The 26,998-nt window shown below is 41.1% G+C and carries 20 protein-coding genes; 13 read left to right on the forward strand and 7 right to left on the reverse strand.

Annotation, left to right across the window (positions count from 1 at the left end):
• Positions 1-51: 51 nt before the first annotated feature.
• Both NMK36_RS03955 and NMK36_RS03960 read left to right on the forward strand, forming a co-directional pair.
• Positions 52-3,591, forward strand: a complete 3,540-nt coding sequence (locus tag NMK36_RS03955; protein ID WP_072720264.1) for an AAA-like domain-containing protein — start codon at positions 52-54, stop codon at positions 3,589-3,591.
• Between the two features lie 275 nt (positions 3,592-3,866).
• Positions 3,867-4,883 (forward strand): type I glyceraldehyde-3-phosphate dehydrogenase, encoded by a 1,017-nt coding sequence (locus NMK36_RS03960; protein ID WP_072720263.1) that lies wholly within the window; start codon positions 3,867-3,869, stop codon positions 4,881-4,883.
• Between the two features lie 147 nt (positions 4,884-5,030).
• Here the strand turns inward: NMK36_RS03960 and thiL are convergent, their stop codons facing one another.
• A complete protein-coding gene (thiL, locus tag NMK36_RS03965; protein WP_254173041.1) occupies positions 5,031-6,032 on the reverse strand; it encodes a thiamine-phosphate kinase in 1,002 nt (333 codons plus the stop codon).
• Positions 6,033-6,142: 110 nt separating this feature from the next.
• Positions 6,143-7,624, reverse strand: coding sequence for an isochorismate synthase (locus NMK36_RS03970; protein WP_072720261.1), 1,482 nt, complete (start codon positions 7,622-7,624; stop codon positions 6,143-6,145).
• Positions 7,625-7,949: 325 nt separating this feature from the next.
• Between NMK36_RS03970 and menA the strand changes: the two genes are divergently transcribed.
• Entirely contained in the window at positions 7,950-8,849 is a 900-nt protein-coding gene (gene menA, locus NMK36_RS03975) for a 2-carboxy-1,4-naphthoquinone phytyltransferase (protein WP_072720260.1), read from the forward strand.
• A gap of 185 nt (positions 8,850-9,034) precedes the next feature.
• The gene (locus NMK36_RS03980) at positions 9,035-9,451 is read left to right on the forward strand and encodes a DoxX family protein (RefSeq protein ID WP_186440401.1); all 417 of its coding nucleotides are present in this window, start codon (positions 9,035-9,037) and stop codon (positions 9,449-9,451) included.
• On the opposite strand, the gene NMK36_RS03985 is transcribed toward NMK36_RS03980, so the two are convergent.
• The 4 genes from NMK36_RS03985 to NMK36_RS04000 all read right to left on the reverse strand — a co-directional run bounded on the left by NMK36_RS03985 (position 9,429) and on the right by NMK36_RS04000 (position 13,886).
• Positions 9,429-10,802 (reverse strand): 2-succinylbenzoate--CoA ligase, encoded by a 1,374-nt coding sequence (locus NMK36_RS03985; protein WP_254173042.1) that lies wholly within the window; start codon positions 10,800-10,802, stop codon positions 9,429-9,431. The two genes, NMK36_RS03980 and NMK36_RS03985, sit on opposite strands and share 23 nt — an antisense overlap.
• A 79-nt stretch (positions 10,803-10,881) precedes the next feature.
• Positions 10,882-12,888 (reverse strand): serine/threonine-protein kinase, encoded by a 2,007-nt coding sequence (locus NMK36_RS03990; protein ID WP_254173043.1) that lies wholly within the window; start codon positions 12,886-12,888, stop codon positions 10,882-10,884.
• Between the two features lie 213 nt (positions 12,889-13,101).
• On the reverse strand, positions 13,102-13,557 hold the full coding sequence (locus NMK36_RS03995; protein WP_072720256.1) for a GatB/YqeY domain-containing protein: 456 nt from the start codon (positions 13,555-13,557) through the stop codon (positions 13,102-13,104).
• A 182-nt stretch (positions 13,558-13,739) separates the two neighbouring features.
• Positions 13,740-13,886 carry a hypothetical protein gene (locus tag NMK36_RS04000; protein WP_186440400.1) on the reverse strand — a complete coding sequence of 49 codons (147 nt, stop codon included), beginning with the start codon at positions 13,884-13,886 and terminating at the stop codon, positions 13,740-13,742.
• 23 nt (positions 13,887-13,909) lie between these two features.
• Between NMK36_RS04000 and NMK36_RS04005 the strand changes: the two genes are divergently transcribed.
• The 9 genes from NMK36_RS04005 (at position 13,910) to NMK36_RS04045 (ending at position 24,804) form a co-directional block, all read left to right on the forward strand.
• The gene (locus NMK36_RS04005; RefSeq protein ID WP_072720255.1) at positions 13,910-14,902 is read left to right on the forward strand and encodes a ribose-phosphate pyrophosphokinase; all 993 of its coding nucleotides are present in this window, start codon (positions 13,910-13,912) and stop codon (positions 14,900-14,902) included.
• Positions 14,903-15,567: 665 nt separating this feature from the next.
• A complete protein-coding gene (locus tag NMK36_RS04010; RefSeq protein WP_072720254.1) occupies positions 15,568-17,175 on the forward strand; it encodes an SdrD B-like domain-containing protein in 1,608 nt (535 codons plus the stop codon).
• Positions 17,176-17,630: 455 nt separating this feature from the next.
• Positions 17,631-18,926 carry an adenylosuccinate lyase gene (gene purB, locus NMK36_RS04015; protein ID WP_254173044.1) on the forward strand — a complete coding sequence of 432 codons (1,296 nt, stop codon included), beginning with the start codon at positions 17,631-17,633 and terminating at the stop codon, positions 18,924-18,926.
• A 137-nt stretch (positions 18,927-19,063) separates the two neighbouring features.
• Positions 19,064-19,786, forward strand: coding sequence for a M15 family metallopeptidase (locus tag NMK36_RS04020; protein WP_254173045.1), 723 nt, complete (start codon positions 19,064-19,066; stop codon positions 19,784-19,786).
• Between the two features lie 149 nt (positions 19,787-19,935).
• Complete coding sequence (locus tag NMK36_RS04025) at positions 19,936-21,840, forward strand: S9 family peptidase (protein WP_254173046.1); 1,905 nt, start codon at positions 19,936-19,938, stop codon at positions 21,838-21,840.
• 187 nt (positions 21,841-22,027) lie between these two features.
• A complete protein-coding gene (locus NMK36_RS04030) occupies positions 22,028-22,891 on the forward strand; it encodes an SPFH domain-containing protein (RefSeq protein ID WP_072720250.1) in 864 nt (287 codons plus the stop codon).
• A gap of 114 nt (positions 22,892-23,005) precedes the next feature.
• Positions 23,006-23,290 (forward strand): hypothetical protein, encoded by a 285-nt coding sequence (locus tag NMK36_RS04035; RefSeq protein WP_072720249.1) that lies wholly within the window; start codon positions 23,006-23,008, stop codon positions 23,288-23,290.
• A 6-nt stretch (positions 23,291-23,296) separates the two neighbouring features.
• Positions 23,297-23,968: a Fe2+-dependent dioxygenase gene (locus NMK36_RS04040; RefSeq protein ID WP_072720248.1), complete on the forward strand. Its 672-nt coding sequence runs from the start codon at positions 23,297-23,299 to the stop codon at positions 23,966-23,968.
• A gap of 107 nt (positions 23,969-24,075) precedes the next feature.
• Positions 24,076-24,804, forward strand: a complete 729-nt coding sequence (locus NMK36_RS04045; protein ID WP_254173047.1) for a hypothetical protein — start codon at positions 24,076-24,078, stop codon at positions 24,802-24,804.
• Positions 24,805-24,882: 78 nt separating this feature from the next.
• On the opposite strand, the gene NMK36_RS04050 is transcribed toward NMK36_RS04045, so the two are convergent.
• Positions 24,883-26,943 carry a prolyl oligopeptidase family serine peptidase gene (locus tag NMK36_RS04050; protein WP_072720246.1) on the reverse strand — a complete coding sequence of 687 codons (2,061 nt, stop codon included), beginning with the start codon at positions 26,941-26,943 and terminating at the stop codon, positions 24,883-24,885.
• Positions 26,944-26,998 lie beyond the last annotated feature (55 nt).

Here is a 26,998-nt window from a genome sequence, read left to right on the forward strand (position 1 = left end):
AACTGATAACTGATAACTGATAACTGATAACTGATAACTGATAACTGACACATGATCAAATCCTATTATCAAGTTGGAGGGAGTCTTGCCACTTATATACCCAGTTATGTTCCCCGAAAAGCTGATAAAGAATTATATGAAGCTTTAAGAAAGGGAGAATTTTGTTATATTCTCAATTGTCGGCAGATGGGGAAGTCTTCTCTTTTAGTGCGGACAACTCATCGACTTCAAAATCAAGGGTTTCAGTGTGCGATCATTGATTTGACCGTGATTGGAAGTGAAACCGTTACACCCGAACAGTGGTATAAAGGAATTGTTGCCGAGTTATGTAGATATTTTCATTTGTTTGGACAATTTAATTTAAAAGCTTGGTGGCTAGACAATGCAGAATTATCCTTAGCGCAAAGATTGGGCTATTTTATTGAAGATATTTTATTAGAATATTTCCCTGACCAAAATATTATTATTTTAATTGATGAAATTGATAGTGTTTTAAGTTTAAAATTTCAAGTCGATGATTTTTTTGCCCTGATTCGCTCCTTTTATAATAAAAGAGTCATGGCTCCCCAATATTATCGAATAACTTGGGCAATTTGTGGAGTTTCCACACCCAGCGATTTAATTCAAGATCGGAATCGAACCCCTTTTAATATTGGGAAACCCATTCATCTTGACGGCTTTACCTTTGAGGAAGCACAACCTTTAGCGGTGGGATTAAATGATCAGTGTGAAAATGGCACAGAAATTTTAAAAGAAATTTTAAATTGGACAGGAGGACAACCTTTTTTAACCCATAAATTTAGTCAATTAATCTTTCAATTAATGACCGTTAATTCTGTATCGAGGTTAACGATTTCCCCCGGTCATGAAAAAAATGCAGTCGAGTCTATTGCTAGACAATATTTAATCACCAATTGGGAAAAACAAGATGAACCTGAACATTTAAGAACAATCCGCGCTCGCCTGCTCAGAAACGAACATAAAGCCGGAAGACTCCTAGGTATCTACCAACAAATTTTAAATCAAATAGATGTAAACATTGATGATAGCCGAGAAAAAATTGAACTGATATTGTCCGGTTTAGTGATTCAAGACAATCAATATCTAAAAATTAAAAATAGAATTTATCAAGAAGTTTTTAATCTACAATGGGTTGAAAAAGAATTTAACAAACTTCGTCCTTACTGGCAACTGTTAGAGGATTGGGTCGCCTCTGAACAAACCGATCAATCTCGTTTATTACGGGGAAAAGCCTTACAAGATGCCCAAGAGTGGACACAAAACAAAAGTTTAAGTGATTTAGATTATCAATTTTTATCAGCTAGTGAAACCATAGATAGGCAGGAAGTTCAACAAGCTTTAGAAGCCCAACGACTCAAAGAAGTTGAAAAAAATGCTCACAGACAACGGTTGTTAATGATGGTATTAATAGTGGCATTTGTTACCGTGACGGCTTTAGGATTAACGAATTTTTGGCAATATCGTAAAGTAGTTATCAGTGAACGAAAAGCTCGGATCAGCGAAATTCAAGCCCTAGCTTCCTCTTCTGAAGGGTTATTTGCGTCTAATCATCATTTAGATGCCTTAATAGAAGCGTTACGCGCTAGAAGAAAACTATTGTTGTTAGGTCGAGTTGATCCGAAAACTCAAAGCCAGGTGGAATTAGTTCTTCAACAAGCAATTTTAGGGGCTGATGAATATAACCGCTTATCCAAACCTTGGACAGGAACTCGTGGGATTAAGTTTAGCCCAGATGGAGAACTGATGATCGTCGCCGGCCAGGATAATACCATTAATCTGTGGACAAAAGAAGGCAGACTGTTGAAAAGCCTGAAAGGGCATCAGGGACTATTGGGGGGTGTTGCTATCAGTCGAGACGGTCAACTGATTGCTTCCGCTTCTGGCGATCGCACGGTGAAACTCTGGACACGGGATGGGGCTTTACTCCATACCTTGAAGGGTCATCAGGCAGTAGTTCAAACGGTGGAGATTAGCCCCAATGGAAAATGGATTGCTTCTGGAAGTGAAGATGGAACAGTCAAATTGTGGGGACGAGATGGAACCCTGATCAGAACTTTGATTACCGGGAACGGTATTAATTATGGACTAGCGTTTACCGCAGATAGTCAAAAAATCCTAGCGAGTCGAGAAGATGGGAAACTCTTGATTTGGGGGGTTGACGGTCAACTCTTAGCCACTGTCCCGGGTCATAATGCTGTGATTCTGGGTATAGCGATTAATCCTCAAGGAAATACCATTGCCACAGCCTCGGCGGATGGAACCCTGAAATTGTGGGAATTTTCTGGAGATATGCCTGTTCTGCTAACGACTCTGAAACAACACAAAGGCATGGTTATGAATGTAACCTTCAGTCCCGACAACACGCAACTAGCCTCCGCCTCCGATGACAAAACCCTTCAACTCTGGCAACGAGTGGGGACAACTTGGAACCATCCGCAACTCCGCAGCACCTTTGCCGGACACCGGGGGATGATCATGGATGTGGAGTTTAGTCCTGATGGTCAAACCTTGGCTTCTATGTCTTCAGACAGTACAGTGAAACTCTGGAAATGGGCGAACCCCTTACTTAAATCTTTGAAAGCGCATCAAACTGCGGTGTTTAGCCTTGCCTTCAGCCCCGATAGCCAAATTTTGGCTTCTGCTAGTCTTGATAGAACGGTCAAACTCTGGGACACTCGCGATGGGATACCGTCGGTACTACCTCTACGCACCTTAAAAACAGATGGGGGATTGATGGGAGTCACGTTTAGTCCCGATGGCAAACGGTTAGCTCTTGCCAGTATCAAAGGAATGCTGCAATTGTGGACAAGGGATGGGAAATTGCTATCAACTGTCAAAGGACATCAAGGCGCACTGAGAAAAAGCCAGTTTAGTTCCGATGGTACGCGACTGGTTACCTCTAGTGGAGATGGAACCGTTGGACTCTGGAATGTTGAAGGAAAAACTCCGGTTTTACTGATGCAATTAAAGGGACATCAAGCGGGTCTCTGGGCTGCTATTTTTAGCCCCGATGGTCAGAAGATTGCCTCCTGTAGTGGAGATGGCACCATTAAACTTTGGACAAAAGACGGTCAGTTTTTGAGAACGATTAGAGCCAGTCAAGTGGTAGTTCGGTCAATCGCCTATAACCCAAAGTCCCAACTTTTAGCCAGTGGTAGCGATGATAAAACTGTGAAACTCTGGAAAACCGATGGCACGTTAGTCAAGACTTTAACGGGACATGATGATATGGTGCGGGCAGTAGCCTTTAGTCCCGATGGAACACTTCTTGCGACTGGAAGTGGGGATGGCATGATTAAATTGTGGCAACCAGACGGAACCTTATTAACCACCCTCAAAGCCCATACCGGAGGAATTTGGGAACTGGCATTTAGTCGCGATGGTCAGAAACTCGCCTCCGCCAGTGAGGATAGTACCGTTGTTTTGTGGAATCTTCAGCAAGTTCGATCAATGGATCATTTGATTACTCACGGATGTAACTGGATACGAGATTATTTACAGACGAATGGGGACTTAGAAGAAAGCGACCGACATTTGTGTGACGAGGTGACAGCCGGGAAGGGGGAGTAGGGGACAAGGGGACAAGGGGACAAGGGGAGAGGGGGACAGGGGGACAAGGGGGAGCAGGGGGAGCAGGGGGAGCAGGGGGAGGAAATTATTTCTTGCCTATAGCAAGATTGCCTATTGCCTGTTCCCTGTTCCCTGTTCCCTGTTCCCTGTTCCCTGTTCCCTGCTAGAAAACAGAAGAATGCGACAGCCTTTACGGTATGATTGGGGTCAATAGAAACATCTATCTCGTTAAACTTTAGCCTGGTTTGGGCGATGCCATTGTTAGGAGGAACAAGGTGATTAAAGTCGCAATCAACGGTTTTGGACGGATTGGACGTAACGTTTTGCGCTGCTGGTTAACTCGGCAAAATAGCAATTTAGAGTTTGTGGGAATCAACGATACTTCTGATCCCACCACCAATGCTCACTTGCTGAAATATGATTCCATGCTGGGGACGCTCAAAGGCGTGGATATCAAAGCCGATGAAAACTCCATTATTATTAATGGCAAAACCATTAAATGTGTGTCTGATCGGAATCCCTTGAATTTGCCTTGGCAAGAATGGGGTGTGGATTTAATTATCGAATCCACTGGGGTATTTATTACGGAGGAAGGAGCCTCTAAGCATATTCAGGCTGGGGCTAAAAAAGTCCTGATTACGGCTCCTGGAAAAGGAGATGGCGTGGATACCTTTGTGGTGGGTGTGAATCACCAAGACTACAATCACGATCAACACCGGATTCTCAGTAACGCCAGTTGCACCACTAACTGTTTAGCTCCTTTTGCTAAAGTGCTGCATGAAAAATTCGGCATTGTCAAAGGAACGATGACCACAACCCACAGTTACACTGGAGATCAGCGTCTGTTAGATGCCAGTCACCGGGATGTGCGTCGGGCCAGAGCCGCTGCGGTGAATATTGTTCCGACTTCTACGGGTGCTGCGAAAGCCGTTGCTTTAGTGATTCCTGAATTAAAAGGAAAACTCAACGGGATTGCTTTCCGAGTTCCTACCCCTAACGTCTCCATTGTGGATTTAGTGGTACAGGTGGAGAAGAAAACCTTCGTCGAAGAAGTCAACCAAGCTCTCCAAGAAGCAGCCGAAGGTAATATGAAGGGGATTCTGGAATACAGCGATCTGCCGTTGGTGTCTTCTGACTACAAGGGACATGACGCTTCTTCTATTGTGGATGCCAGCTTAACGATGGTTATGGGTGGCGACATGGTGAAAGTCGTGGCTTGGTATGACAACGAATGGGGTTATAGCCAACGGGTGGTTGATTTAGCCGAATTAGTGGCTACAAATTGGAAATAGATTGAATCAGGAGAGAGGCAGCGTTTTTCGTTGGTGGCGACCGTTGGGATGCTCAAACTTAAAACGCCCTACTCCGATTTCAGTTTGGCTGATGATAGCTTCGAGTTATGAATATTTAATTTAAAATTAATAATTCATAACTCACGGTTATGATAAAAAGTGCTGAAATCCTCTACTGAGGGAAAGTTCTTCTACCGTTGAGGGTTCAGCATCATCAATTAATAAGATATTGGGGTGGGATGTAATTTCACCAATGATTGAGGCTGCTGTCCCTAACTGTTGAACTAAAAGTTGAGCTAAATCGCCCGGAAGACATAACACCAGTTGAAAGTCTTCACCCCCATATAATGCCCATTCTAAGGCTTGTTGAGGGGGAAGCAAGGTTTGTAAAGCTTCGGATATCGGAATTTGACAACGTTGTACCTGAGCTCCGACTTGACTGGCACGACAAATTTGGACAATGGCATCGGCGAGTCCATCGCTACTATCCATTCCAGCAATAGCAGTGGACGGTTGGGAGGCTAACAGGGTTTGCAATTTCGGTAAAACATCCAAGCGGGGTTGAGGGCGTTGATGGGCTTGGATTAAAGATAATCGTTGATTAGCCGTTAATTGGGTTTGTAATTCGGGATGTAACAGTAATTCTAATCCGCCTCGTGAATCCCCATGATATCCCGTAACCACAATTACATCCCCTGGGCGTGCGACAGAACGCTTAATGGCTAAATCTGGGTTAACACTTCCAAAAGCGGTAATGGAAATACAAGTGACAGAAGATCGGCAAATATCACCGCCCATAATTGGGGTATTGTACTGATTTAAACAGGTTGTTAATCCTTGATAAAGTTGTTCCACCCATGCAACGGGTTGATCACCTGTTATTCCTAATGCGACAGTAATTCCTAATGGAAACGCACCCATGGCGGCGAGATCGGATAAATTAACGGTGGCTGACCGCCATCCAACATCAAAGGGGGATGTGGTGCGATCGCTAAAATGCACGTTATCCACTAACATATCCGTTGTAATGACTAAAGATTCATCCCTAGGAACCGACAAAATCGCCGCATCATCCCCGACCATTTCGGGAGGACAAAAACGCTGCACAATTGCCAATAAACCTTGTTCTCCAATCTCTTTAACTAACATTATTATTTGTTGTTGGTTAACAGTCGTAGGGGGCGGGCAAAGCCCAAACCTACACTTTTTCTTGCCCTCTATTCCCTATTTCCTTTTCCCTTCTGTTCCCTGTTCCCTTTTTACACTAATGCTCGTAATAAAGCTTGTAATTTTAATTGAATTTCAGCGAGTTCTTTTTCCGGTTCTGACCCCGCCACAATTCCGGCTCCTGCATAAAGTCTAGCACGATTTCCATCTAATAAAGCAGAACGAATTCCGACAACAAATTCTCCATTTCCTTGATGATCAATCCAACCAATGGGAGCCGCATAAAGGGAGCGATCAAAAGCTTCATAATGATGGATTTGTTGTTGAGCAATATCTCTAGGGGTTCCCGCCACAGCCGGAGTCGGGTGCAATTGGGCTAAGATTTCTAACAGATGAATCTGGCTAGAAACTTGACATTGAATCGGTGTCCATAGGTGTTGAATATTAGTGAGTTGTCTTAAACAAGGTAAACCCGTTAAATTCGGAGTTAACCCTAAATTTAATAACCGTTCAACAATAAAATCTACCACCACTTGATGCTCACGCAGATTTTTTTCACTATTCAGTAATTCTTGACCTAAATTAACATCTTCTAAAGGCGTTTTGCCACGGGGGGCTGAACCCGCCAAGGCATCGGTAATTAACTCCTGATTTTTTAAACTAATTAACCGTTCTGGACTCGCACCAATAAATTGTTGACCCTTGCCATTTCCCGTTGAAAAGATATAACAATCTGGGTACAAAAATCGTAAATTATTTAAAGAATGAATCAAATTAAACGGTTTTTTAGAAACCACATCAATGGGTTGAGAAAGCACCAATTTCTTTAAAGATTTAGCTTGAATTAAATCTAAAGCGGAATTCACAGACTGTTTAAACTGTAAATAAGGTTTGGGGTCAGTTTCTACTTGTTTTGTTAATAATAAACTAGAATTTTCACAGGCGACCGAGAGAATTGAGGTTTTTTCTAACGCATTAATTTGTTGACTTTTATACCAAACATCACTCAAAATATTTTCGATTTTAGAGTTTTTCTTTAAAACAATATTAACAATTAAAATGCAGCGATTCTTTTTGCGAATCACTTGCCATTTCGGTAGAAATATGGTAGTTGGCGGAAAATAAACTCGTTCTTGATGAATTGAAGAATCCGGTAAAGAGTCCACCGATAAATTAGAATTAAAATGTTGATCAAAAAAAGTAAAACTACAACAAAAATAAGGTTTAGGTAAATTACTGTTTTTAGAACCAATAATAACAGTTTTATCTAAACAAGACTGAATAAAGTTTTGAGCTTCTAAAAACCGATTTTTTCCTCCTGTGGTGAACTTTATAGCCGTATCAACCGCAACAAAGGATTCCTCAATTTGAGGTTTCTCAAAATAAAAATGAATTAAATTAGGATGATAAAACTCCTGTAAAACTGCTAACGGATCAATCCATTGAATTTCATGAGCAATACTGAGAATTTTAGTCTGGTAATCCTGTAATCCATGATGCTGAAACTCTAACAAAAAACGATGCAGTTCTTGGCGATCTTGCAATAACGGGGTTGCAGAAGGAAAAACTGGCATATAAAAAACGAACAAGAAAAGGTTAGAACAGGGAAAAGTATTACCGAAAAATCGTTAACTTTGATTATCGTAATATAACTTAACGACTTTCAGCGCGATTTACCCTTTATTCATAATCTCTCTTGGAAAAATCTTCCCTTCAGTCTGTAAAAAAAGTTTATATAGCAGGTCTCAGAAGTCAGAAGCTAATTATTTCCTCCCCCTGCACCCCACTCCCGGTCTCCTGTGCCTCCCCTGTTCCCCTACACCCCCTGTTTGAAGTTCTCTACCCTGATCAGTTATTGTTATGGGACGATAGCATTTCATCGTTTAAAATCTTCCTGCTATGACCACAGAACTGATTGCAGCCTCAAAAAATAAATTATGGTTAGCGGCGATTAAGCCGCCGATGTATAGTGTGGCCATTATGCCAATTTGGGTTGGCACTGCCGTTGCCGTCTTTGAAACGTCTACCCTCAATTGGAAAATTTTTACCACGTTTATCACGGCTGCTATTTTAATTTTAGCCTGGGAAAACCTTTTGAATGATGTCTTTGATTCAGAAACAGGAATTGATAAAAATAAGCATCATTCTTTAGTCAATTTAACCGGAAATAAATTATTTATTCTTGCTATTGGGAATGGTTGTTTAGCTTTAGCTCTTTTAGGATTATTAGCAATTTGTTGGTGGCAAAAGGATTTAACCGTTTTAGGATTAATTCTCCTGTGTTGTGGGTTGGGGTATTTATATCAAGGGCCTCCCTTTCGGTTAGGATATCAAGGATTAGGAGAATTTTTATGTTTTTTTGCTTTTGGGCCCTTGGGGGTTTCCGCAGCCTATTATAGTCAAACCCAAAGCTGGTCATGGGTTTGTTTAGCGACATCAATTATTGTCGGAATTCCGATCACCTTAGTTTTATTTTGTTCCCATTTTCATCAAGTTGATGATGATATTGCGGCGGGTAAAAAGTCTCCCATTGTGCGTTTAGGAACAGAACGAGGTGCAAAACTTTTACCTTGGGTTTGTGGAAGCATTTTTTTGTTAACTGGGGGATTAGTGCTATTTGGAATTTTACCCATTTGGACGTTACTCAGCTTTGTTGGAATTCCCTCTGCTATAAAACTCTGCCGTCATGTCAGTCAATATCATAACCAGCCTAACTTAGTCAGCAATTGCAAATTTATTGCGATTTCTCTACAATTTTGGAGTAGCTTATTCTTAGGGGTAGGGTTAATTTTACATTAAATGAACACCCTTTTGTTATTTATTGATTTGGTGGGCTTTGCCCACCAGAAAAATTTCCAGGTTATACACCACCACTACGCATTACAGTTAGGACACTTCTAAATCCAGTAAGCTTATTCATGACTTACTGTTCTCTGTTCCCTGTTCCCCGTTCCCCGTTCCCTACTATAAAAAGAGGTTCAATAATGATGCAGTTTATTCCGTTAATAGGACGGACATTTTTAGCAACAATTTTCATTCACGCTGCGGTTAATAAAATCTTTGATTTTGCCAATACTCAAACAATGATGACAGAAAAAGGTTTACCGTTTGCGGGGGTATTATTAGTAGGAACCATTATTGTCGAAATTGTCGGAGGATTATCGTTAGTGGTCGGGTATAAAACCCGTTTAGGGGCTTGGCTTTTAATTCTATTCTTAATTCCAGCAACCTTCGTCTTTCATAATTTTTGGGATATCCCTTCAGAAAAAATTGATTTCTTCAAAAATTTATCAATTATGGGTGGGTTACTGATGATTACCTATTTTGGAGCAGGGCCAGTAAGTGTTGATGAACATATTACGATGAGTAATACTGACTTTACTGATCCTGATAATCCCTAACGAATTCTTGCAGGAGTTTTTGATTTAATTTTCCTTGGAAATTACGAGGTAACTGTTCTAAAGGAATCCACAATTTAGGATGTTTAAACTTGGATAATTTTCCGAGCATTGCCTGTTGTAATTCCATCAGAGACACCTGTTTAAAACCCGGAACATAGACCGCAACCACAATTTCGCCCCAGTATTGATCCGGTTTCCCTATTACACAAATATCCTGAACTAAACCCGTAGAAAGAATAACCGCTTCTACTTCTGCGGGAAATACATTTTCTCCCCCAGTAATAATTTTATTACTCTGTCTTCCTACTAATGTTAAATATCCCTGTTCATCCCAATAACCTAAATCATCAGGTATAAAACTATTAATCCGCATTTGAGGATCAAAATTCTCTTGATAATATCCTAACATTAAGGAATCCGCTTCAATTGTAATCAGTCCGGGTTGATTCGTTTTTAATTCGGCTCCATTTTGATCCTGGATTTTAATTTGAGCATGGGGTAAAACCTTTCCACAGCTATTATTTCCCCGTAAAAAATCCGAGGGTTTTAAGGTAACAATTTGAGAAGCAGTTTCTGTCATTCCATAGGTTAACGCCAGAGGAATTTGATAAAAACGACTTTGTTCTAATAAGTCTAACCAAGGGGGGGCTCCTCCTAATAAGACTATCTGAAATTGAGATAACCAATTTGTTAAGGAGGGTTGTTGTAATAAGCGATGTAATTGGGTGGGAACTAAGGAAATAAAAAAGTGATGAGGATTAAAATTAATCCAGTCTTCTGTTTCTACCGTTTTAAAGGATGTGATGATGAATTGTCCATCGGTTAAAAGCGATCGCATCCACTGCATTAATCCACTAACATGATAAAGGGGTAACGTACAAAAAGAATGAATAGCAGGGGTTTGAAAATATTGTTGAACGCCTAAAACTGAAGCCGTTAAAGTATCCCAAGTATGAACAGCAAACTTAATATTTCCCGAAGTTCCTCCCGTGGGAATCATAATCAAATTTTGAAGCAATTCATGATTCTTAGGGGCAGAATTTTGATAATCTAAAATTCGACCTTGAGATATTAATAAATTAGGTTTAACTAATTCATAAACTTGATTCCATTCTTCTTTTCCCCATTGAGGATTACCTAAAAACACAGGACATTTTGCTGTCACCGCAGCTACAAAAGCCGCTAAAAATAAAATAGGGTCAGATTCTGATATTAGTATTTTAGGATAATTTTTATTTAATTTTTCCCAGTGATTAATCTCTTGCAAATAAGTTTTAGAAAGATCTATTAAAAATTCTTTCTGCTCTAAATTAACCTGATTTTGGCTTTTGATTTTATCAATAAAATCCATATTAAACTAGGACACTTCTAAATCCAGCAAACTCATTCCCTGTTCCCTGTTCCCTATTCCCTGTTCCCTGCTATAAATTTCATTCCAACTTAGGTGTAGTAATAGGTTGAGACTCTGGGGAAGGAAGGGGAGTAGATTCTGGGACTGGCTCTGGAGTCGGTTCTGGTGTGGGACTCGGTTCCAAGGGCGGTGCTGGAGTCGGTTCTGGCGCTGGAATTGGGGCGGGTTCCGGGGTAGGAGCAGGTGTCGGAGGCGGGGTAGGAGCAGGTGTCGGAGGCGGGGTCGGTGCTGGTGTCGGGGCTGGCTCCGGTGCTGGAACAGGGGCTGGGGCTGGCGCAGGTGCAAAGGTTGGTTGAGGGCTGGGTTCCGGTTCACGAAGGGGGGTAGGTTCCGGTTCACGAAGGGGGGTAGGTTCCGGTTGAGGTTCTGAAGGCGTAATGGGGGAAAGGGTATTAATTAACGTCAGGTCTAACTTATAGTTACTTTCGGGTAGCCCAGGAATAGTATTGAGAATTACGGTATAGTCCCCGCTAGAGGGTAGAGTTCCTTGCCATAAAGAAACGGCTTCTCCCTGATTAATCGGTTGTTGATCCGGGCCAAGTAAGGTTAATAAGACTCCTTCCCCACTGACGGAGGCATAAAACTGTTGTCCAGCTTCAGCTGGAACTACATAGTTAGCGGCTTGATTAGCTTTCAGATTACCTTCAACGACCGTTGGTTCTCCCACCACTAAATTCAAGCGCTTTGTAGTGGGGGTGGGTACAACCGGAGAAGGAATCAATGCTGGATTCGATGGGGTGGGGTTCGGGGTTAAATTAGGTAAGGGTAGGGACGGTATAGGATTTGAGGGACTAGCCAGGGGAGGATTGACCTGGGACGGGGGTTCTTCAGGTTTGCGGTCAGTAATTTTCAGGAATCCTTTCACTAAAGCCCAAGATCCCCAAGCTGCTAAACAAGCCACTAAAACACCCGCTATAATCACGGTGATGGGTTTATCCCAAAGGGATTGAGGGCTTGAGAGAATCGGATCAGGATTAGGAGATAGGGAAGGGGTCGGAGGCGGAACAACGGGACTATTATTGTTCTGGGCTTGCTGTTGACCTTGTTGAGTAACTAAGGGTCGTCCAACCGCTAGGGTGGGGAGTTGAGAAAAATTCGGGTCTGGGGGTTGGGGTGTGGGGGAAGGAACGGGAATCGGTAGAGTTTGAGTGGGGGGAAAACTCAAAGGTTGATTCAGGGTTTGTAACGCTTGTTCAACGTCCTGAGCCGATGGATAGCGATCGCTCGGTTGCCGACTCAACATTCGATTAATAATTTGAGCGAAATTCGGACTGACATTACTATAAGGTTGCCAATTCCAAGATAAAGCGGTTTGGTCGAGTAAATATTGCGGTTCTTGACCCGTTAATAAAACAATAGCCGTTACCGCTAAAGCATATAAATCACTACTGGGAAAAGCTTGTCCCGTTTGAATTTGTTCAAAAGGAGCATACCCTAATTTTCCCACGCGAGTAGCCGGAGGTAAGGTTAAATCAGGGGTATTGATGCGAGTTGCAATTTCAATCACCACCCCAAAATCAATTAATATAGGGAGTTGATCTCGATGACGTAAAATAATATTATCCGGGGAAATATCTCGATGAATAATTCCTAAACTATGAATATGAGCTAAAACGGGCAACATTTGCCGTAAAAACAGCACTATTTCAGCTTCCGTAAAGGTTTGAGGAAAACCAGGTGCTGCTTTTTTCCGCTCCATTAATAAAGCGTGATAGGTTTTCCCTTCTACATAATCTTGAACTAAAAATAACCGTTGATTTTCTTCAAAAACCGCCCCAAACTGAGGAATTTGAGCATGATGAATTTGGTAGAGAATTTGGGCTTCCCGCCGAAACAGTTCTTTAGATTTTTGTAGGGCGTAGGTTCCGGTTTGGACGGGAATAAATTCTTTTAAGGCGCAGCGCTCGTTAAATCGTCCTTGATCTTCGGCTAAATAGGTACGACCAAACCCCCCCTGGCCTAAAACACCAATCAAGCGGTAGCGGTTTTGCAGAATTGTCCCAACGGGAATAGCAGTTTGCGTCATGCTTCTAGCAGGTGAGTGATCAAGAAACCCAGATGAAAATTAACCTTTTGTATTATAAAGCTTAGGTACAATTCCACAGGTTCAGTCACGGCTGACTACAAACAGAACAGTCTCGATTCCGTAATCACGGTTGGCTGTTAAGCCTTAACACTTCGACACTTCGACACTTCGACAAGCGAGCGTGCAAAGCCGTCAACAACCAACCGTTAACGCTCAACCTAACTTCGCTTTTACCAGTTCCTGAACCTTTTTACCGTCCGTTTGACCTTTTAAGCGTTGCATGGCTGGCCCCATCACTTTCCCCATATCTTTAGCAGAAGTTGCACCAACCTCGACAATAACTTGATCAATAATGGCACTCACTTCTTCATCGCTAAGTTGTTTGGGAAGATATTCTTCAATGATGGCAAGTTCAGCTTTTTCTTTGTCGGCTAAATCCTCCCGTCCAGCGTTTTGATATTGTTCAATGGAGTCTCGACGTTGTTTCGCCGCTTGAATTAACACTTCTAATTCTTGTGCTTCGGTGAGGGAATCTTTTCCCTCTGCTCCAGGGCTGGTTTCTTTCTCTAGCAGCACTTTTTTAATGCTGCGAACGGTTTCTAGCCGCACCTTGTCCTTAGACTTCATGGCAGCTTTGATATCTTCACTAATGCGATCTTTGAGACTCATGGCTTCTAATGGGACTTCAATTTGCTCCCCAAATCATAGCAGGGACACCCCTAGAGCAAATATACAGTTTCTTCTTGATCTATTGGCTAAACTGTCTTAACATAAATTTCAGTATTTTCCCTATTTTAATTTGATCACTCTTTCTCCACAATTAATATAGAGGACGTTTGATTTGCACAATTTCAAGCAGCAGTGCTTCCGCTTACTGAAAAACGTCGTTTTCCGTTGGCTTGGCTGCTGAGATGTACCAACAGACAACAGCCAAATTCAATTCGCCAAACCTGTTCCGAATTCCAGTCTTTTCTGGAATGATTAAGATTGATTGCCATGTCATGAACTGTGAGGGTTCGCCGTGATCCGTTCTGCTACATTACCCCTTCCGTATTCTGAGCCATTAGTTGCTGATCATAGTCGGTTACGACTCTTTTCAGGATCGGCAAATACTCCCCTAGCCCTGGAAGTCAGCCGTTATTTAGGAATTGACTTAGGGTCAATGGTTCGCAAGCGATTCGCTGACGGAGAAATTTACATCCAGATTCAAGAGTCGATTCGAGGCTGTGATGTCTATTTGATTCAACCGTCTTGCTATCCGGTCAATGACAACTTAATGGAGTTGTTGATCATGATTGATGCTTGTAGACGGGCTTCTGCGCGTCAAATTACGGCTGTTATTCCCTATTATGGATACGCCAGAGCCGATCGCAAAACCGCAGGTCGTGAGTCCATCACTGCCAAATTAGTGGCTAACTTGATTACTGAAGCGGGTGCTAGTCGAATTCTCGCCATGGATTTACACTCGGCTCAGATTCAAGGGTATTTTGATATTCCCTTTGATCATGTTTATGGTTCTCCGGTAATTTTAGATTACCTGATGAGCAAACAGTTATCCGATATTGTTGTTGTTTCCCCGGATGTTGGTGGAGTCGCCCGTGCTAGGGCTTTTGCTAATAAACTGAATGATGCACCTTTGGCGATTATTGATAAACGTCGTCAAGCGCATAATGTTGCAGAAGTCTTAAATGTGATTGGGGATGTCAAGGGGAAAACGGCTGTTTTAGTCGATGACATGATTGATACAGCCGGGACAATTGCTGAAGGTGCTCGTTTATTACGTCGAGAAGGTGCGCGTCAAGTCTACGCCTGTGCCACCCATGCGGTCTTTTCTTCCCCTGCCATTGAACGTTTATCGAGTGGGGTGTTTGAAGAAGTGATTGTTACCAATACAATTCCCGTTATTCCCGAAAAACAGTTTGATCAGTTAACAGTTTTGTCTGTTGCGAATTTACTGGGGGAAACAATTTGGCGAATTCACGAAGATAGCTCTGTAAGCAGTATGTTCCGATAATCAGTTATCAGTTATCAGTTATCAGTTATCAGTCAAAAATTGGCCCTTTATCGTTGATCGTTGTAAATTCTTGACTACTTACTATAGTGCGGTCGTCCGAATAAGGGTTTATCCATCAATCAATAATTTTGAGTAAATTGAGCGATCGCAGATTCCCATCATGATTGTAGCGGTTTATTCGGGAGAATGGTAAAAAGAAGACTCCGTAAATGAGTTTAATCTTTTTAGATATTTTCTGCAAACATAAATTCGTTTAAAAGATAAAAAAACAATTTATTTTTATTTTCTTGATAAACTGTTTCTATCCATAACGTTTTAGCTTTATTAATATTTTAACTTTTTTCAGATTCCTAAAAATTTCAATAAAACTAATAATTTTAATAATTATGAAAACTAACTCTATAAAGCTTAACTAAATGTAACAGATCAGGATTTTAGGATTGATGAGGGGGAGTCGGGGCGCAATTATGTTTAAGATCAATAATTTGATTTCCTGACGGCTCACGGGTGTCATTTGGGCATTTAAATTCATAAAATTTAATTCTAGGGCTTCTAACTAGATGAAAAATAAAGTATAGAGTAACATAATAGCCAGATTCTCAGTTTTGAGTAGAAAACCATAGAGGATAATTTGATTATTCAGTCATAATAGGACAATTTATCTTATGTTTGATCCAAACGACTCTAATCCGATTCCTTTGTTCGATTCCGGTTTGGATAGGGAAAGTCGCCAAAACCCGGCTCCCATCACATTGGCTTCAGGACAAAACCTTAACGGGATTAACTTCGGTAATACGCAACTCGGCTCCATCAGTGGGACGAAGTTTAATGATCTCAATCGAGATAGCCTGCTCACCCCTGGGGAACCGGGTTTATCCGGATGGACTATCTTTATTGATACTAACAATAACGGAACCTTAGAAGCCACAGAACCCACTACTCTAACAAATGCCAGTGGTGGGTATGCCTTCACCAACTTAACGGCGGGAAATTATACCGTTCGAGAAGTACAGCAACCCGGATGGGTACAAACCACTGCTAACCCTGGGCTAGTAAGTGTAACCGGAGGTGCAGATATCACCGGAATTAACTTCGGGAATAACCAATCAGGTACTATCACTGGAATTAAATTCAACGATAGTAACGGTAACGGATTGTTTGATGCGGGTGAAACCCCATTACAGGGATGGACAATTTTTGTCGATGGTAACGGGAATGGCGTTCCTGATACGGGAGAAGGAAGGTTAGTGACCGGCGCCGATGGCCGTTACACTTTTGCCAATGTTCCACCGGGGAATTATACCCTGCGGGAAGTTCAACAACCGGGATGGACACAAACCACGCCGAACCCTGGAGCCGTTGGGGTCAGTGGTGGTACCAATGCCATTGTTAACTTTGGCAACCGTCAGTTGGGTTCCATTAGCGGAGTCAAATTTAATGATCTCAATAACAATGCCACCTTTGATACTGGGGAAACCGGTTTAGCGGGATGGACAATTTTTATTGATGCCAATGGTAACGGAACGTTAGAAGCGACAGAACCCACAACCGTAACGAATGCTAATGGTGGATATACCTTTACCAGTATTCCCGCAGGTAACTATACTGTTCGAGAAGTGCAGCAACCGGGATGGGTACAAACGACCCCTAACCCTGGCCCGGTGAGTGTGACCGGAGGTGCAAATATCACCGGAATTAATTTTGGGAATAACCAATTTGGAACCATCACAGGCATAAAGTTTAATGATACCAATACTAATGCCTTGTTTGATGCAGGTGAAACTCCGTTACAGGGGTGGACGATTTTTATTGATGCCAACGGGAATGGCACGCTTGAAGCCACAGAAGCTGCTGCCGTTACAGGCGCTAATGGTCGCTATACCTTTGCGAATGTTCCCCCTGGGAATTATACCCTGCGGGAAGTTCAGCAAACTGGATGGACACAAACGACCCCTAACCCTGGCTCCGTTGGCATCAGTGGTGGCACGAATGCTATCGTCAACTTTGGCAACCGTCAGTTTGGTTCCGTCAGTGGCATAAAGTTTAATGATAAAAACGCTAATGGTTTGTTTGATGCAGGTGAAACCCCTTTGCAGGGGTGGACAATTTATATTGATGCCAATGGTAACGGCACTTTGGATGCCACAGAACCGACAACTGTAACCGGAACAAATGGCAGTTACGTTTTCACTAACGTTCCGCCAGGGAATTATATCCTACGGGAAGTTCAACAACCGGGATGGGTTCAAACCGTTCCCCCAGCAAAAGCTTAATGAGAAGTCAGGATGAATTAAATGTCAGGGTAAGGAGATAATTGTTTTCTCTTTTTTGCAAATAACTTTTGTAGAGGCGCGCGAGTTCGCACGTCTCTATATTTTTTATCGGGATTAGATATTTTTCCAAATTATTATTGATGATGAGGATTTCAGAAATTAATTAAGAACAGCAATCAATTTAAACTTTATTTTTCTGGGAGATAATTTTGCTGTTTTGTTTCTCAGTTATTATAATGTCAGAGGTTTTTCACAGTTTGCGATGGGTTCCGTCCAGCCGAAGGCTATCGCTGATCCCCATCAAAAGTTAAAATAAGACGGTTGTGCTGAATGGGATGTTAGTGACATCGCTCGGATACGACAGAGGGGAAATTGAGCTAAAACTGTCTCAGAGTCTCCTGTTGACCGATTAACGTCTCTTTTGACATCAAAGTGATAACATCTAAACCTAGAATATGATAGAACGGTATACTTTGCCCGAAATGGGCAATTTGTGGACAGAGACTTACAAGCTGCAAACTTGGTTACAAGTAGAAATTGCCGTCTGTGAGGCACAGGCAGAATTAGGATATATTCCATCAGAAGCCGTTGAAGAAATTAAAGCTAAGGCGAATTTTGATATCAAGCGGGTGCTGGAAATTGAGGCAGAAGTCCGCCATGATATGATTGCCTTTTTAACGAATGTCAACGAATATGTTGGGGATGCCGGACGCTACATTCATTTAGGCTTAACCAGTTCCGATGTACTCGATACGGCTTTAGCGTTACAATTAGTGGCGAGTGTGGATGTGTTATTAGAACGCACAGAAGCCTTGAGTCAAGCCATTCGTTATCAAGCGCAACAACATCGAAATACGGTGATGATTGGTCGTTCTCATGGTATTCACGCCGAACCTATTACCTTTGGCTTTAAATTAGCCGGATGGTTAGCGGAAGTGTGTCGCAACCGAGAACGTTTGGTGCGTCTGCGTCAAACCGTTGCGGTGGGTAAAATTTCCGGGGCGGTGGGAACCTATGCTAATGTTGATCCCAGGGTAGAAGCGATCGCTTGTCGCAATTTAGGGCTCGAACCGGATACGGCTTCAACCCAAGTGATTTCCCGTGATATTCATGCGGAATATGTGCAAACTTTAGCGTTATTAGCCGCAAGTATTGAACGGTTTGCGGTGGAAATTCGCAACTTACAACGCACGGATGTTTTAGAAGTCGAAGAATTCTTTGCCAAAGGTCAAAAAGGTTCCTCGGCCATGCCCCATAAACGCAACCCGATTCGCAGTGAACGCTTAACGGGAATGGCGCGAATTATTCGGGGAAATGCCGTTGCTGCCTTAGAAAATGTTGCCATCTGGCATGAACGGGATATTTCCCATAGTTGCGTTGAACGGATGATCTTACCCGATTCTTCAACGGTGGCTCATTTTATGTTAGTTGAACTAACAGATTTAGTCAAGAATCTGTTAGTTTATCCTGAAAATATGCAGCGCAACATGAACCTTTATGGTGGTGTTGTCTTTAGTCAACGGGTGTTATTAACCTTAGTTGAAAAAGGCATTAGCCGGGAAGAAGCCTATAGAATTGTTCAATCTTGCGCCCACACGGCTTGGAATCAAACCAATGGTGATTTTCAGGCTTTAATTAGGGAAAATGAGCAAGTCAAGACAAAATTATCTCCTGAAGAAATTGATGCTTGTTTTGATCCCAAACATCACTTAAAAAACCTTGATCAAATTTATCAACGGTTAGACATTTAAACCTCAAGAAACCGGGTTTTTAAACCTAATTCATCGTAGGGGCGAGGCGCGCCTCATCCCTACAGGAGTTTGTAAATTGATATATTTTCTGAATTAACCCCGCTTCTAACTCATTACATCACCCGGACTTTAACCTTATGCTTTCTAAACCCATGATGCGATTATTTTTATTTTTATTCATAATTTTGGGTATTAACTGTTATCCCGTTAATGCTCAAAATTTAACCCCCCCTGTTACGTCTCCTCCTACTGCCCCTCCTACTGCCCCTCCTACTGTTGTGGTTCAAGATTATAATCAAGTTTCAGAAGCTGAAAAATTAGTCGATATTAGAAGTGTTAATCTGAATATTCGTCTCGATATTCGCTATGCCACAACCAACAATTTTTTAAAGAAAAAAATCTATTCGGTTCCTCGTTGTTTGTTGCGTTCTGATGTTGCCCAACGCTTATCAAGGGTACAACAAGATTTAGAAGATATGGGGTTAGGTTTAAAAGTTTATGACTGTTATCGTCCTCTGTCTGTAACGCGGCAAATGTGGGAAATTTTACCTGATACTCGTTATGTTGCAAACCCGGCTAAAGGGTCTCGACATAACCGAGGGGCGGCGGTTGATTTAACCTTAGTTGATTTACGCACGGGGGCGGAGTTAGAAATGCCAACAGCCTTTGATGATTTTACCGACAAAGCGGCTAGAGATTACACGGGAAATGCTCCTCAAGTTCGTCGGAATAGTGATTTACTTGCTGTTAAAATGAAACAACAAGGATTTATCCCTTTAATTACAGAATGGTGGCATTTTGATGCGCCAGGTTGGGATAAATACGGCCTTTTAGATGTTCCTTTAGAAAATATTCGTTAGAACTCATTTCTGATTTCAGGGCTGTTTGATCCCCTAGAACAGGATAAAATAGCCCTTGGGGGGTTGTTCCAAAGCTCAAGCATCAACATTTAACAGTCAACCGTCAGTTACGCCACAATAGAGACAGTTAAATTTTGAACTGATCAAGTATGACAACTGCAACGGTAGAGAAACCTGCAACTCAACTTCCGCCTTTAATTCCCCGTGAGCTCCTGTTTGGCAACCCAGAACGCACGAGTCCGAGTTTGTCCCCCGATGGCAAATATTTAGCCTATATTGCCCCCGATGACAATAATATTTTACAGGTTTGGTTAAAAATTGTTGGACAAGAGGAAACTCAAGCTTTAACCCGTGATCCAAAACGGGGAATTCGATTTTTTTTCTGGACATATAACCCAGATCAACTGATGTATGTTCAGGACTCCGATGGCGATGAAAATTGGCATTTATATTTAGTTGATGTCCAAACCCATATTGTCCGGGACTTAACGCCTTTTCAAGGTGTTCGGGCACAAGTGGTTAATGTAGATCACAAATTCCCGGATCAAATTTTAGTGGGAATGAACCTGAGAGATCCCCAAGTTTTTGATGTTTATCAGGTGAATTTAAAGAATGGGGCTGTTGATTTTCATACGGAAAATCCCGGTAATATTTTAGGGTGGACAGCCGATGCTGACTTTAAAATTCGGGCAGCGAGTTCTAGCACCGAAGATGGGGGGTTTGATTTATTATATCGAGAAACAACCGAACATCCTTGGGAAACCCTACGTCATTGGGGGCCCGATGAAGAAGGGGGGGCAGCTTTCTTTTCTAATGATGGCAAAATTTTGTATATGGTGGGCAACCATAATGCCAATGCAGAACGATTAATTGCCTTAGATTTATCGACTCGTCAAGAAACAATAATTGCTGAAGATCCTGAATATGATATTGGGGGATTATTAGCCCATCCTATAACCCGAAATATTGAAGCGGTTTCTTTCTATAAAGATAAAGAAGAATGGCATATTCTTGATGAAAGTATTGCCGCAGATATTGAGGCGATCAAACAAATTCGTCCGGGTGAATTTGGCATTAGTCGAACGTTATCCGATGAAAAATGGCTGATTAGTTTTGTCGTTGATGACGGCCCGGTGTATTATTATGTTTACGATCGCCCAACCCAAACTCACAGCTTTTTATTTAGTAATAAACCCAAACTAGAAGGCTTACCGTTAGCCTCAATGGAACCCATTTCTTACACGGCTTCTGATGGCTTAACCATTCAGGGTTATTTAACAAAACCTGTGGGTGTTGCACTTCCCGCCCCGACGGTGATGTTAGTGCATGGTGGCCCCTGGGCGCGAGATACCTGGGGTTATGACTCGGAAGCACAATGGTTAGCCAACCGGGGTTATGCGGTCTTACAGGTGAATTTCCGGGGGTCAACGGGCTATGGGAAAGCCTTTGTGAATGCGGGAAACCGAGAATGGGCTGGAAAAATGCACCAAGATCTCATTGATGGGGTGAATTGGTTAGTAGAACAAGGCATTTCTCAGCCGGATAAAATTGCCATTATGGGGGGATCTTATGGCGGGTATGCAACCTTAGTGGGGTTAACTTTTACGCCTGACGTTTTTGCTTGCGGTGTGGATATTGTGGGGCCGAGTAATATTATTACCTTGATGCAAAGTATTCCGCCTTATTGGGAACCCATTCGCAAGAATTTCTATCATCGAGTCGGGAATTTAGACACGGAAGCGGACTTTTTAAAAGCGCGATCGCCTCTATTTTTTGTTGACCGAATTGAGAAACCTTTATTAATTGGTCAAGGGGCTAATGACCCCCGTGTTAAACAGGCAGAAAGTGAGCAGATTTTTGAGGCGATGAAACAAGCGGGTAAGCCTGTGGAATATGTTCTGTATACGGATGAAGGTCACGGTTTTGCCCGTCCTGAAAATCGTTTACATTTTTATGCCATTGCTGAAGAGTTTTTAGCTAAATATTTGGGAGGACGGTTTGAACCCATTGGCGAAATTGCCGGACATTGCGGTGTAATTAAATCCTCAAGTTAGCCTTGAAAATATCCCCCTTTTTTAGGGGGCTTCAAGGCATCTTGACTCAAAATCATGCTAAAATGATAAATAGCATGAACTATAAGTTAGGAAATCAATCAACCATCAGCCTCTAATAAACAGAAAGCTTTCCTCCCTGTTCCCTGCTATACATACTTCCTGCTAAATTTTAATTTTTTAAAATCCTATGTTCCAGTATATTCTGGGTATTTTATTTCCGATTATCATTGGATTTACACTGAATTCTTCAGTTAAAGTGATTAGTACCAGTGATCTAGCAATTGTTGAACGATTAGGTAAATATAAACGCACCCTAAAACCGGGGCTTCAGTTTATTGTGCCTGTGGTTGAAAAGATTGTTTATTATGATACTAACCGGGAACGTTTATTAGATATTGATCCCCAAGAAGTAATTACAAAAGATCAAATCACTCTGAAAATTAATGCTGCGGTTTTTTGGAAAATTGAAGATTTACAGAAATTTTATTATAACGTTGAAACCAATAAAACGAAAGAAGCCATTTCTAATTTGGTTTTAACTACCCTGCGGGCAGAAATTGGCTTAATTAATTTTGAAGATTTATTAGCTAAAATTAAAGAACTGAATAAAAGATTATTAGAGGCTTTAGGAGAAGGAACAAAATTATGGGGGATTACGATTATTCGAGTTGATATTCAGAATATTACGCCTCCGAAATCTCTACAGGAAGCCATGGAACGCAAGCGGGTTGCTGAGAGCAAAAAACAGGCAGAAATTTTAGAAGCTCAAGGACAAGCTCTATCCATAAAAGTATTAGCTGAAACTTTGGGATTAAAAACAGATAGTTCTGAATTTTTAAAATTTTTAATTACAAAGCAATATGTTGAAGCCAATCAACAGTTAAGTCAAAGTCCGAATTCTAAAGTTATTTTTATGAACCCGAATCAATTAACAGAACCCATTGCTCATTTAATGGAAAATGAATCCGAAAATACACCTCCTTCTATTATTTTACCGAATTTGGAAGAAGTCACTAAACCTCAATCTAATCCTAACACTCCAAAAACCTAGGATATTGCTCTATACTCCAACGACCCCAAATTTATTTTTCTTTCGTCACCACTTTGTCACTATTCCATGACTACAATGGGCTTAGTTTCAAATCAAGGACTAAGGATTAAACCCATGAATAGCAATAAAAATAACCGTCTGTCTACTCGTACTAAGATTTGGATGGGAGTGGGTGCTTATATTCTAACAAGCGGATTGTCCGATGTTGCCAATGCTTCTGCACCTCATAATTTGAACCCAGAAATTCCATCCAATATTTCGACTTCAGGGGCTACTTTCACCCATTCTGAGATGTTACAAGCAGCTACTCAAGGCGACAAAAATGGGAAAACAGATGATAAAGGAAAAGACAAGAAAGGTGATGAAGGCGGAGAAAGCGGAGAAGGTGGAGAAGGCTAACATCTGATGATTTTTTGTATTGCTGATGTTCTCACACCAGAAGAACTAGAAACAACTTTGACGCTACTTCAACAAGCTGAGTTTATAGATGGAAAAACAACGGCTGGACGGTACGTTAGAGAAGTTAAAAATAATCAACAAATCAAAACCGATACTGAGATTACGTCCGAACTAAGAACTATTGTTCTCCAAGCTTTAAAGCGTAACGAACTGTTTCAAATAGCAGCACGTCCTAAAGCAATTCGCCCGATTATTTTCAGTCGTTATGATGTGGGAATGTATTATGGTTCCCATTTCGATAATGCTGTGATGGGAGATGAATTTATTTCTCGAACGGATGTTTCATTAACTTTATTTCTCTCTGACCCTAATACCTATCAAGGGGGAGAATTAGTGATTGAAACTTCATTAGGGGAACAGAGTTTTAAGTTAGATGCAGGTTCGGCGATTGTTTATCCGTCTTCGACCTTACATCGTGTGGAAACAGTAACTGAAGGTACTCGCTGGGCGGCTATTACTTGGATTCAAAGTTTAGTTCGTGACCCATCTAAACGAGAAATATTGTTTGATTTAGATACCGCTCGTAGAAGTCTTTTCAAACAATATGGCAAAACTATAGAATTCGACTTGATTGCTAAAAGTCACGCCAATTTATTGCGGAAATGGGCTGATATTTAACCCCAATTTCATTAAAATGTAGGGGCGTTTAATCAAATGTCCCTACATCAGGGCTATAGTTTCAACTCCCCAATGTTTTCGATTTAAACGCAACAGGATAAAAGATCATGAGTCTGTATGAATCTAACGATGATAATAACAGTTCAGAAGATTATTATCAACCCACTTCAGTAACAGGTATTACCCCAACAAATTATACTCATTATGATAATAGTTGGGACAATAACAGTTCAGAAGATTATTATCAACCTAATTCAGTAACAGGTGTTACCCCAACAAATTATACTCATTATGATAATAGTTGGGACAATAACAGTTCGGATGATTATTATCAACCCAATTCAGTAACAGGTGTTATCCCAACAACAAATTGGGATATTGTGACAGGAACCCATTGGTATGATGTCTTACAAAATCCTCAATATCAAGAGAATTTACTTGAAACTTTTGACGAGAACTATTATCGACAAACCAATCCTGATGTTAATTTAGCCATCACTCAAGGAACCCTATCTTCAGGTTTACAACAGTATATTTATTTAGGAGAAACAGAAGGACGTTCACCGAATCAATTCTTTGATGAATCCTACTACTTAAATACAAATCCTGATGTCGCAAATGCTGTCCAAGCTGGGGTATTTAATTCAGGTTTTGAACATTTTGTGATGTCAGGTGCTGAGGAAGGACGAAACCCCAGCACCCAGTTCAACACAGGATTTTATTTAGCACAGAATCCTGATGTTCTGCAAGCCATCAACAGTGGAGTTGTCAGCAATGCGTTTTCTCATTATACCCTGTATGGTCAGTTTGAAGGTCGGGTTGCAACACCAATTTAAACTGAATTGAATTAGGCTCTCAATACAAATAGAAACCCGCTTTCTCCAAGAAATCGGGTTTCTAATATCAATGTTCAGTTAGGAATTCATATTCAGAACTTGCTTTAAAAATGCAAATTCATCAGCAATTTCCTCAATGATTTTAGCAGTGGGTTTTCCGGCACCATGTCCGGCTTTGGTTTCAATTCTAATTAATACTGGATTTTCCCCGACATGGTTTTCCTGTAAGGTTGCAGCAAATTTAAAACTATGGGCGGGAACCACTCGATCATCATGATCTCCCGTTGTAATTAAAGTTGCAGGATAGGTAATTCCAGGTTTTAAATTATGCAGAGGAGAATAAGCATATAAAGCTTGAAATTCTTCGGGATTTTCCGGGGAACCATAATCAGAACACCAGGCCCAACCAATGGTAAATTTATGGAAGCGAAGCATATCTAAAACCCCCACTGCAGGTAAGGCTGCTGCAAATAAATCTGGGCGTTGAATCATACAAGCTCCAACTAATAATCCGCCGTTACTTCCTCCGATAATCGCTAATTTTTGAGAGGAGGTATAACGTTTTTCAATTAACCATTCCGCAGCACCAATAAAGTCATCAAAAACATTTTGTTTTTTCAGTTTTATACCCGCTTGATGCCAATCTTCTCCATATTCTCCCCCACCTCGTAAATTGGCGATCGCATAAATTCCGCCCATTTCTAACCACACTAAACGACTGATCGAAAAGGAGGGAGTCAGAGAAATATTAAATCCTCCATATCCATATAAAATTGTGGGGTTATTTCCATTTAATTCTAACCCTTTTTTTGCCGTAATAAACATCGGAATCAGCGTTCCGTCTTTACTGGGATAAAAAATTTGTTGGGTTTCGTAGTCATCGGGATTAAAATCAACGTTAGCTTGGCGGTAGATTGTACTTTCTCCTGTCACCAGATTGTATCGATAAATTGTATTAGGAGTGGTAAAACTGGTGTAACTGTAAAAAGTTTCGGTATCATATCGTTTTCCCCCAAAACCATCCGCCGAACCAATTCCCGGTAATTCAATTTCTCGAACAAATGACCCATCTAAATTAAAGATTTTAATTTGAGTATGGGCATCTTTTAAATAATCCGTAATAAATTGATTATTTAAAATGTTAACTCCTTCTAATGTTTCTGGAGCTTGGGGAATAATTTCGGTGTGAGTTTTGGTATTAATATTAATGGCTATAACGCGACTCCGAGGCGCATCTAAATCCGTTGTAAACCAGAAGTTTTCTCCTTCATAATCAATAAACCGATAACTGGCTTTAAACTCTGAAATGAGTTCTATAACGGGGGAATTGGGCTGAGTTAAATCTTGATAAAAAACCAAGTTTTTAGGTTCAGTTCCCATCCAAACGGAAATAATTAAATATTTGCCATCTTCGGTCAAAAATCCGTTAAATCCCCATTCTTTATGATCAGGACGTTCATAGATTAAAGTATCTTCAGACTGGGGAGTTCCTAAACGATGGTAATAAAGTTTTTGGAAATAATTTGTTTCTTCTAACGGTTTTCCCTCTTGAGGTTCATCATAACGACTATAAAAGAATCCTTGATGATCGTGTGTCCAGGATGCTCCTGAAAATTTAACCCATTTTAAATGATCGGGTAAATCTTCTTGAGTATTAATATCTTTAACTTTCCATTCTTGCCAATCTGAACCCGAAGTGGATAACCCATAAGCCATTAAATTTCCATCTTCACTAATGGACATTCCTGATAATGCAATGGTTCCATCAGAAGATAGGGTATTGGGATCTAATAAAACTTTCGGTTCCCCATCTAACGACTCTAAAACATACAGAACACTTTGATTTTGGAGTCCATCATTTTTAAAATAAAAATAGCGAGTTCCTTGCTTAAAAGGAGTACCATATTTTTCATAATCCCACAGTTGCGTGAGGCGATTTTTAAGGGTTTCTTTGGCTGGAATATTATTCAAATAAGCAAATGTCACTGCATTTTGGGCTTCAACCCATGCTTTCGTTTCTTCTGAGTCTAAATCTTCTAACCATCGGTAGGGGTCAGCAACGGTTACACCATGATAGTTATCAACTTGATCACATTTTCGAGTATGAGGATAGCTGAGGATTGGATTTTGTTCAGACATGAGATTAAACAATAAAGGGTAAACCAAAAGTTATCGGGATAAATCAACCTGATCT

Source organism: Planktothrix pseudagardhii (assembly GCF_904830925.1).
Taxonomy (GTDB): Bacteria; Cyanobacteriota; Cyanobacteriia; order Cyanobacteriales; family Microcoleaceae; genus Planktothrix; species Planktothrix tepida.

Coding starts and splice junctions, on each gene's coding strand:
- NMK36_RS03955 (WP_072720264.1), top strand. CDS start 52: ATGATCAAATCCTATTATCAAGTTGGAGGGAGTCTTGCCACTTATATA.
- thiL (WP_254173041.1), bottom strand. CDS start 6,032: ATGTTAGTTAAAGAGATTGGAGAACAAGGTTTATTGGCAATTGTGCAG.
- NMK36_RS03970 (WP_072720261.1), bottom strand. CDS start 7,624: ATGCCAGTTTTTCCTTCTGCAACCCCGTTATTGCAAGATCGCCAAGAA.
- menA (WP_072720260.1), top strand. CDS start 7,950: ATGACCACAGAACTGATTGCAGCCTCAAAAAATAAATTATGGTTAGCG.
- NMK36_RS03980 (WP_186440401.1), top strand. CDS start 9,035: ATGATGCAGTTTATTCCGTTAATAGGACGGACATTTTTAGCAACAATT.
- NMK36_RS03985 (WP_254173042.1), bottom strand. CDS start 10,802: ATGGATTTTATTGATAAAATCAAAAGCCAAAATCAGGTTAATTTAGAG.
- NMK36_RS03990 (WP_254173043.1), bottom strand. CDS start 12,888: ATGACGCAAACTGCTATTCCCGTTGGGACAATTCTGCAAAACCGCTAC.
- NMK36_RS03995 (WP_072720256.1), bottom strand. CDS start 13,557: ATGAGTCTCAAAGATCGCATTAGTGAAGATATCAAAGCTGCCATGAAG.
- NMK36_RS04000 (WP_186440400.1), bottom strand. CDS start 13,886: ATGGCAATCAATCTTAATCATTCCAGAAAAGACTGGAATTCGGAACAG.
- NMK36_RS04010 (WP_072720254.1), top strand. CDS start 15,568: ATGTTTGATCCAAACGACTCTAATCCGATTCCTTTGTTCGATTCCGGT.
- purB (WP_254173044.1), top strand. CDS start 17,631: ATGATAGAACGGTATACTTTGCCCGAAATGGGCAATTTGTGGACAGAG.
- NMK36_RS04020 (WP_254173045.1), top strand. CDS start 19,064: ATGCTTTCTAAACCCATGATGCGATTATTTTTATTTTTATTCATAATT.
- NMK36_RS04025 (WP_254173046.1), top strand. CDS start 19,936: ATGACAACTGCAACGGTAGAGAAACCTGCAACTCAACTTCCGCCTTTA.
- NMK36_RS04030 (WP_072720250.1), top strand. CDS start 22,028: ATGTTCCAGTATATTCTGGGTATTTTATTTCCGATTATCATTGGATTT.
- NMK36_RS04035 (WP_072720249.1), top strand. CDS start 23,006: ATGAATAGCAATAAAAATAACCGTCTGTCTACTCGTACTAAGATTTGG.
- NMK36_RS04040 (WP_072720248.1), top strand. CDS start 23,297: ATGATTTTTTGTATTGCTGATGTTCTCACACCAGAAGAACTAGAAACA.
- NMK36_RS04045 (WP_254173047.1), top strand. CDS start 24,076: ATGAGTCTGTATGAATCTAACGATGATAATAACAGTTCAGAAGATTAT.
- NMK36_RS04050 (WP_072720246.1), bottom strand. CDS start 26,943: ATGTCTGAACAAAATCCAATCCTCAGCTATCCTCATACTCGAAAATGT.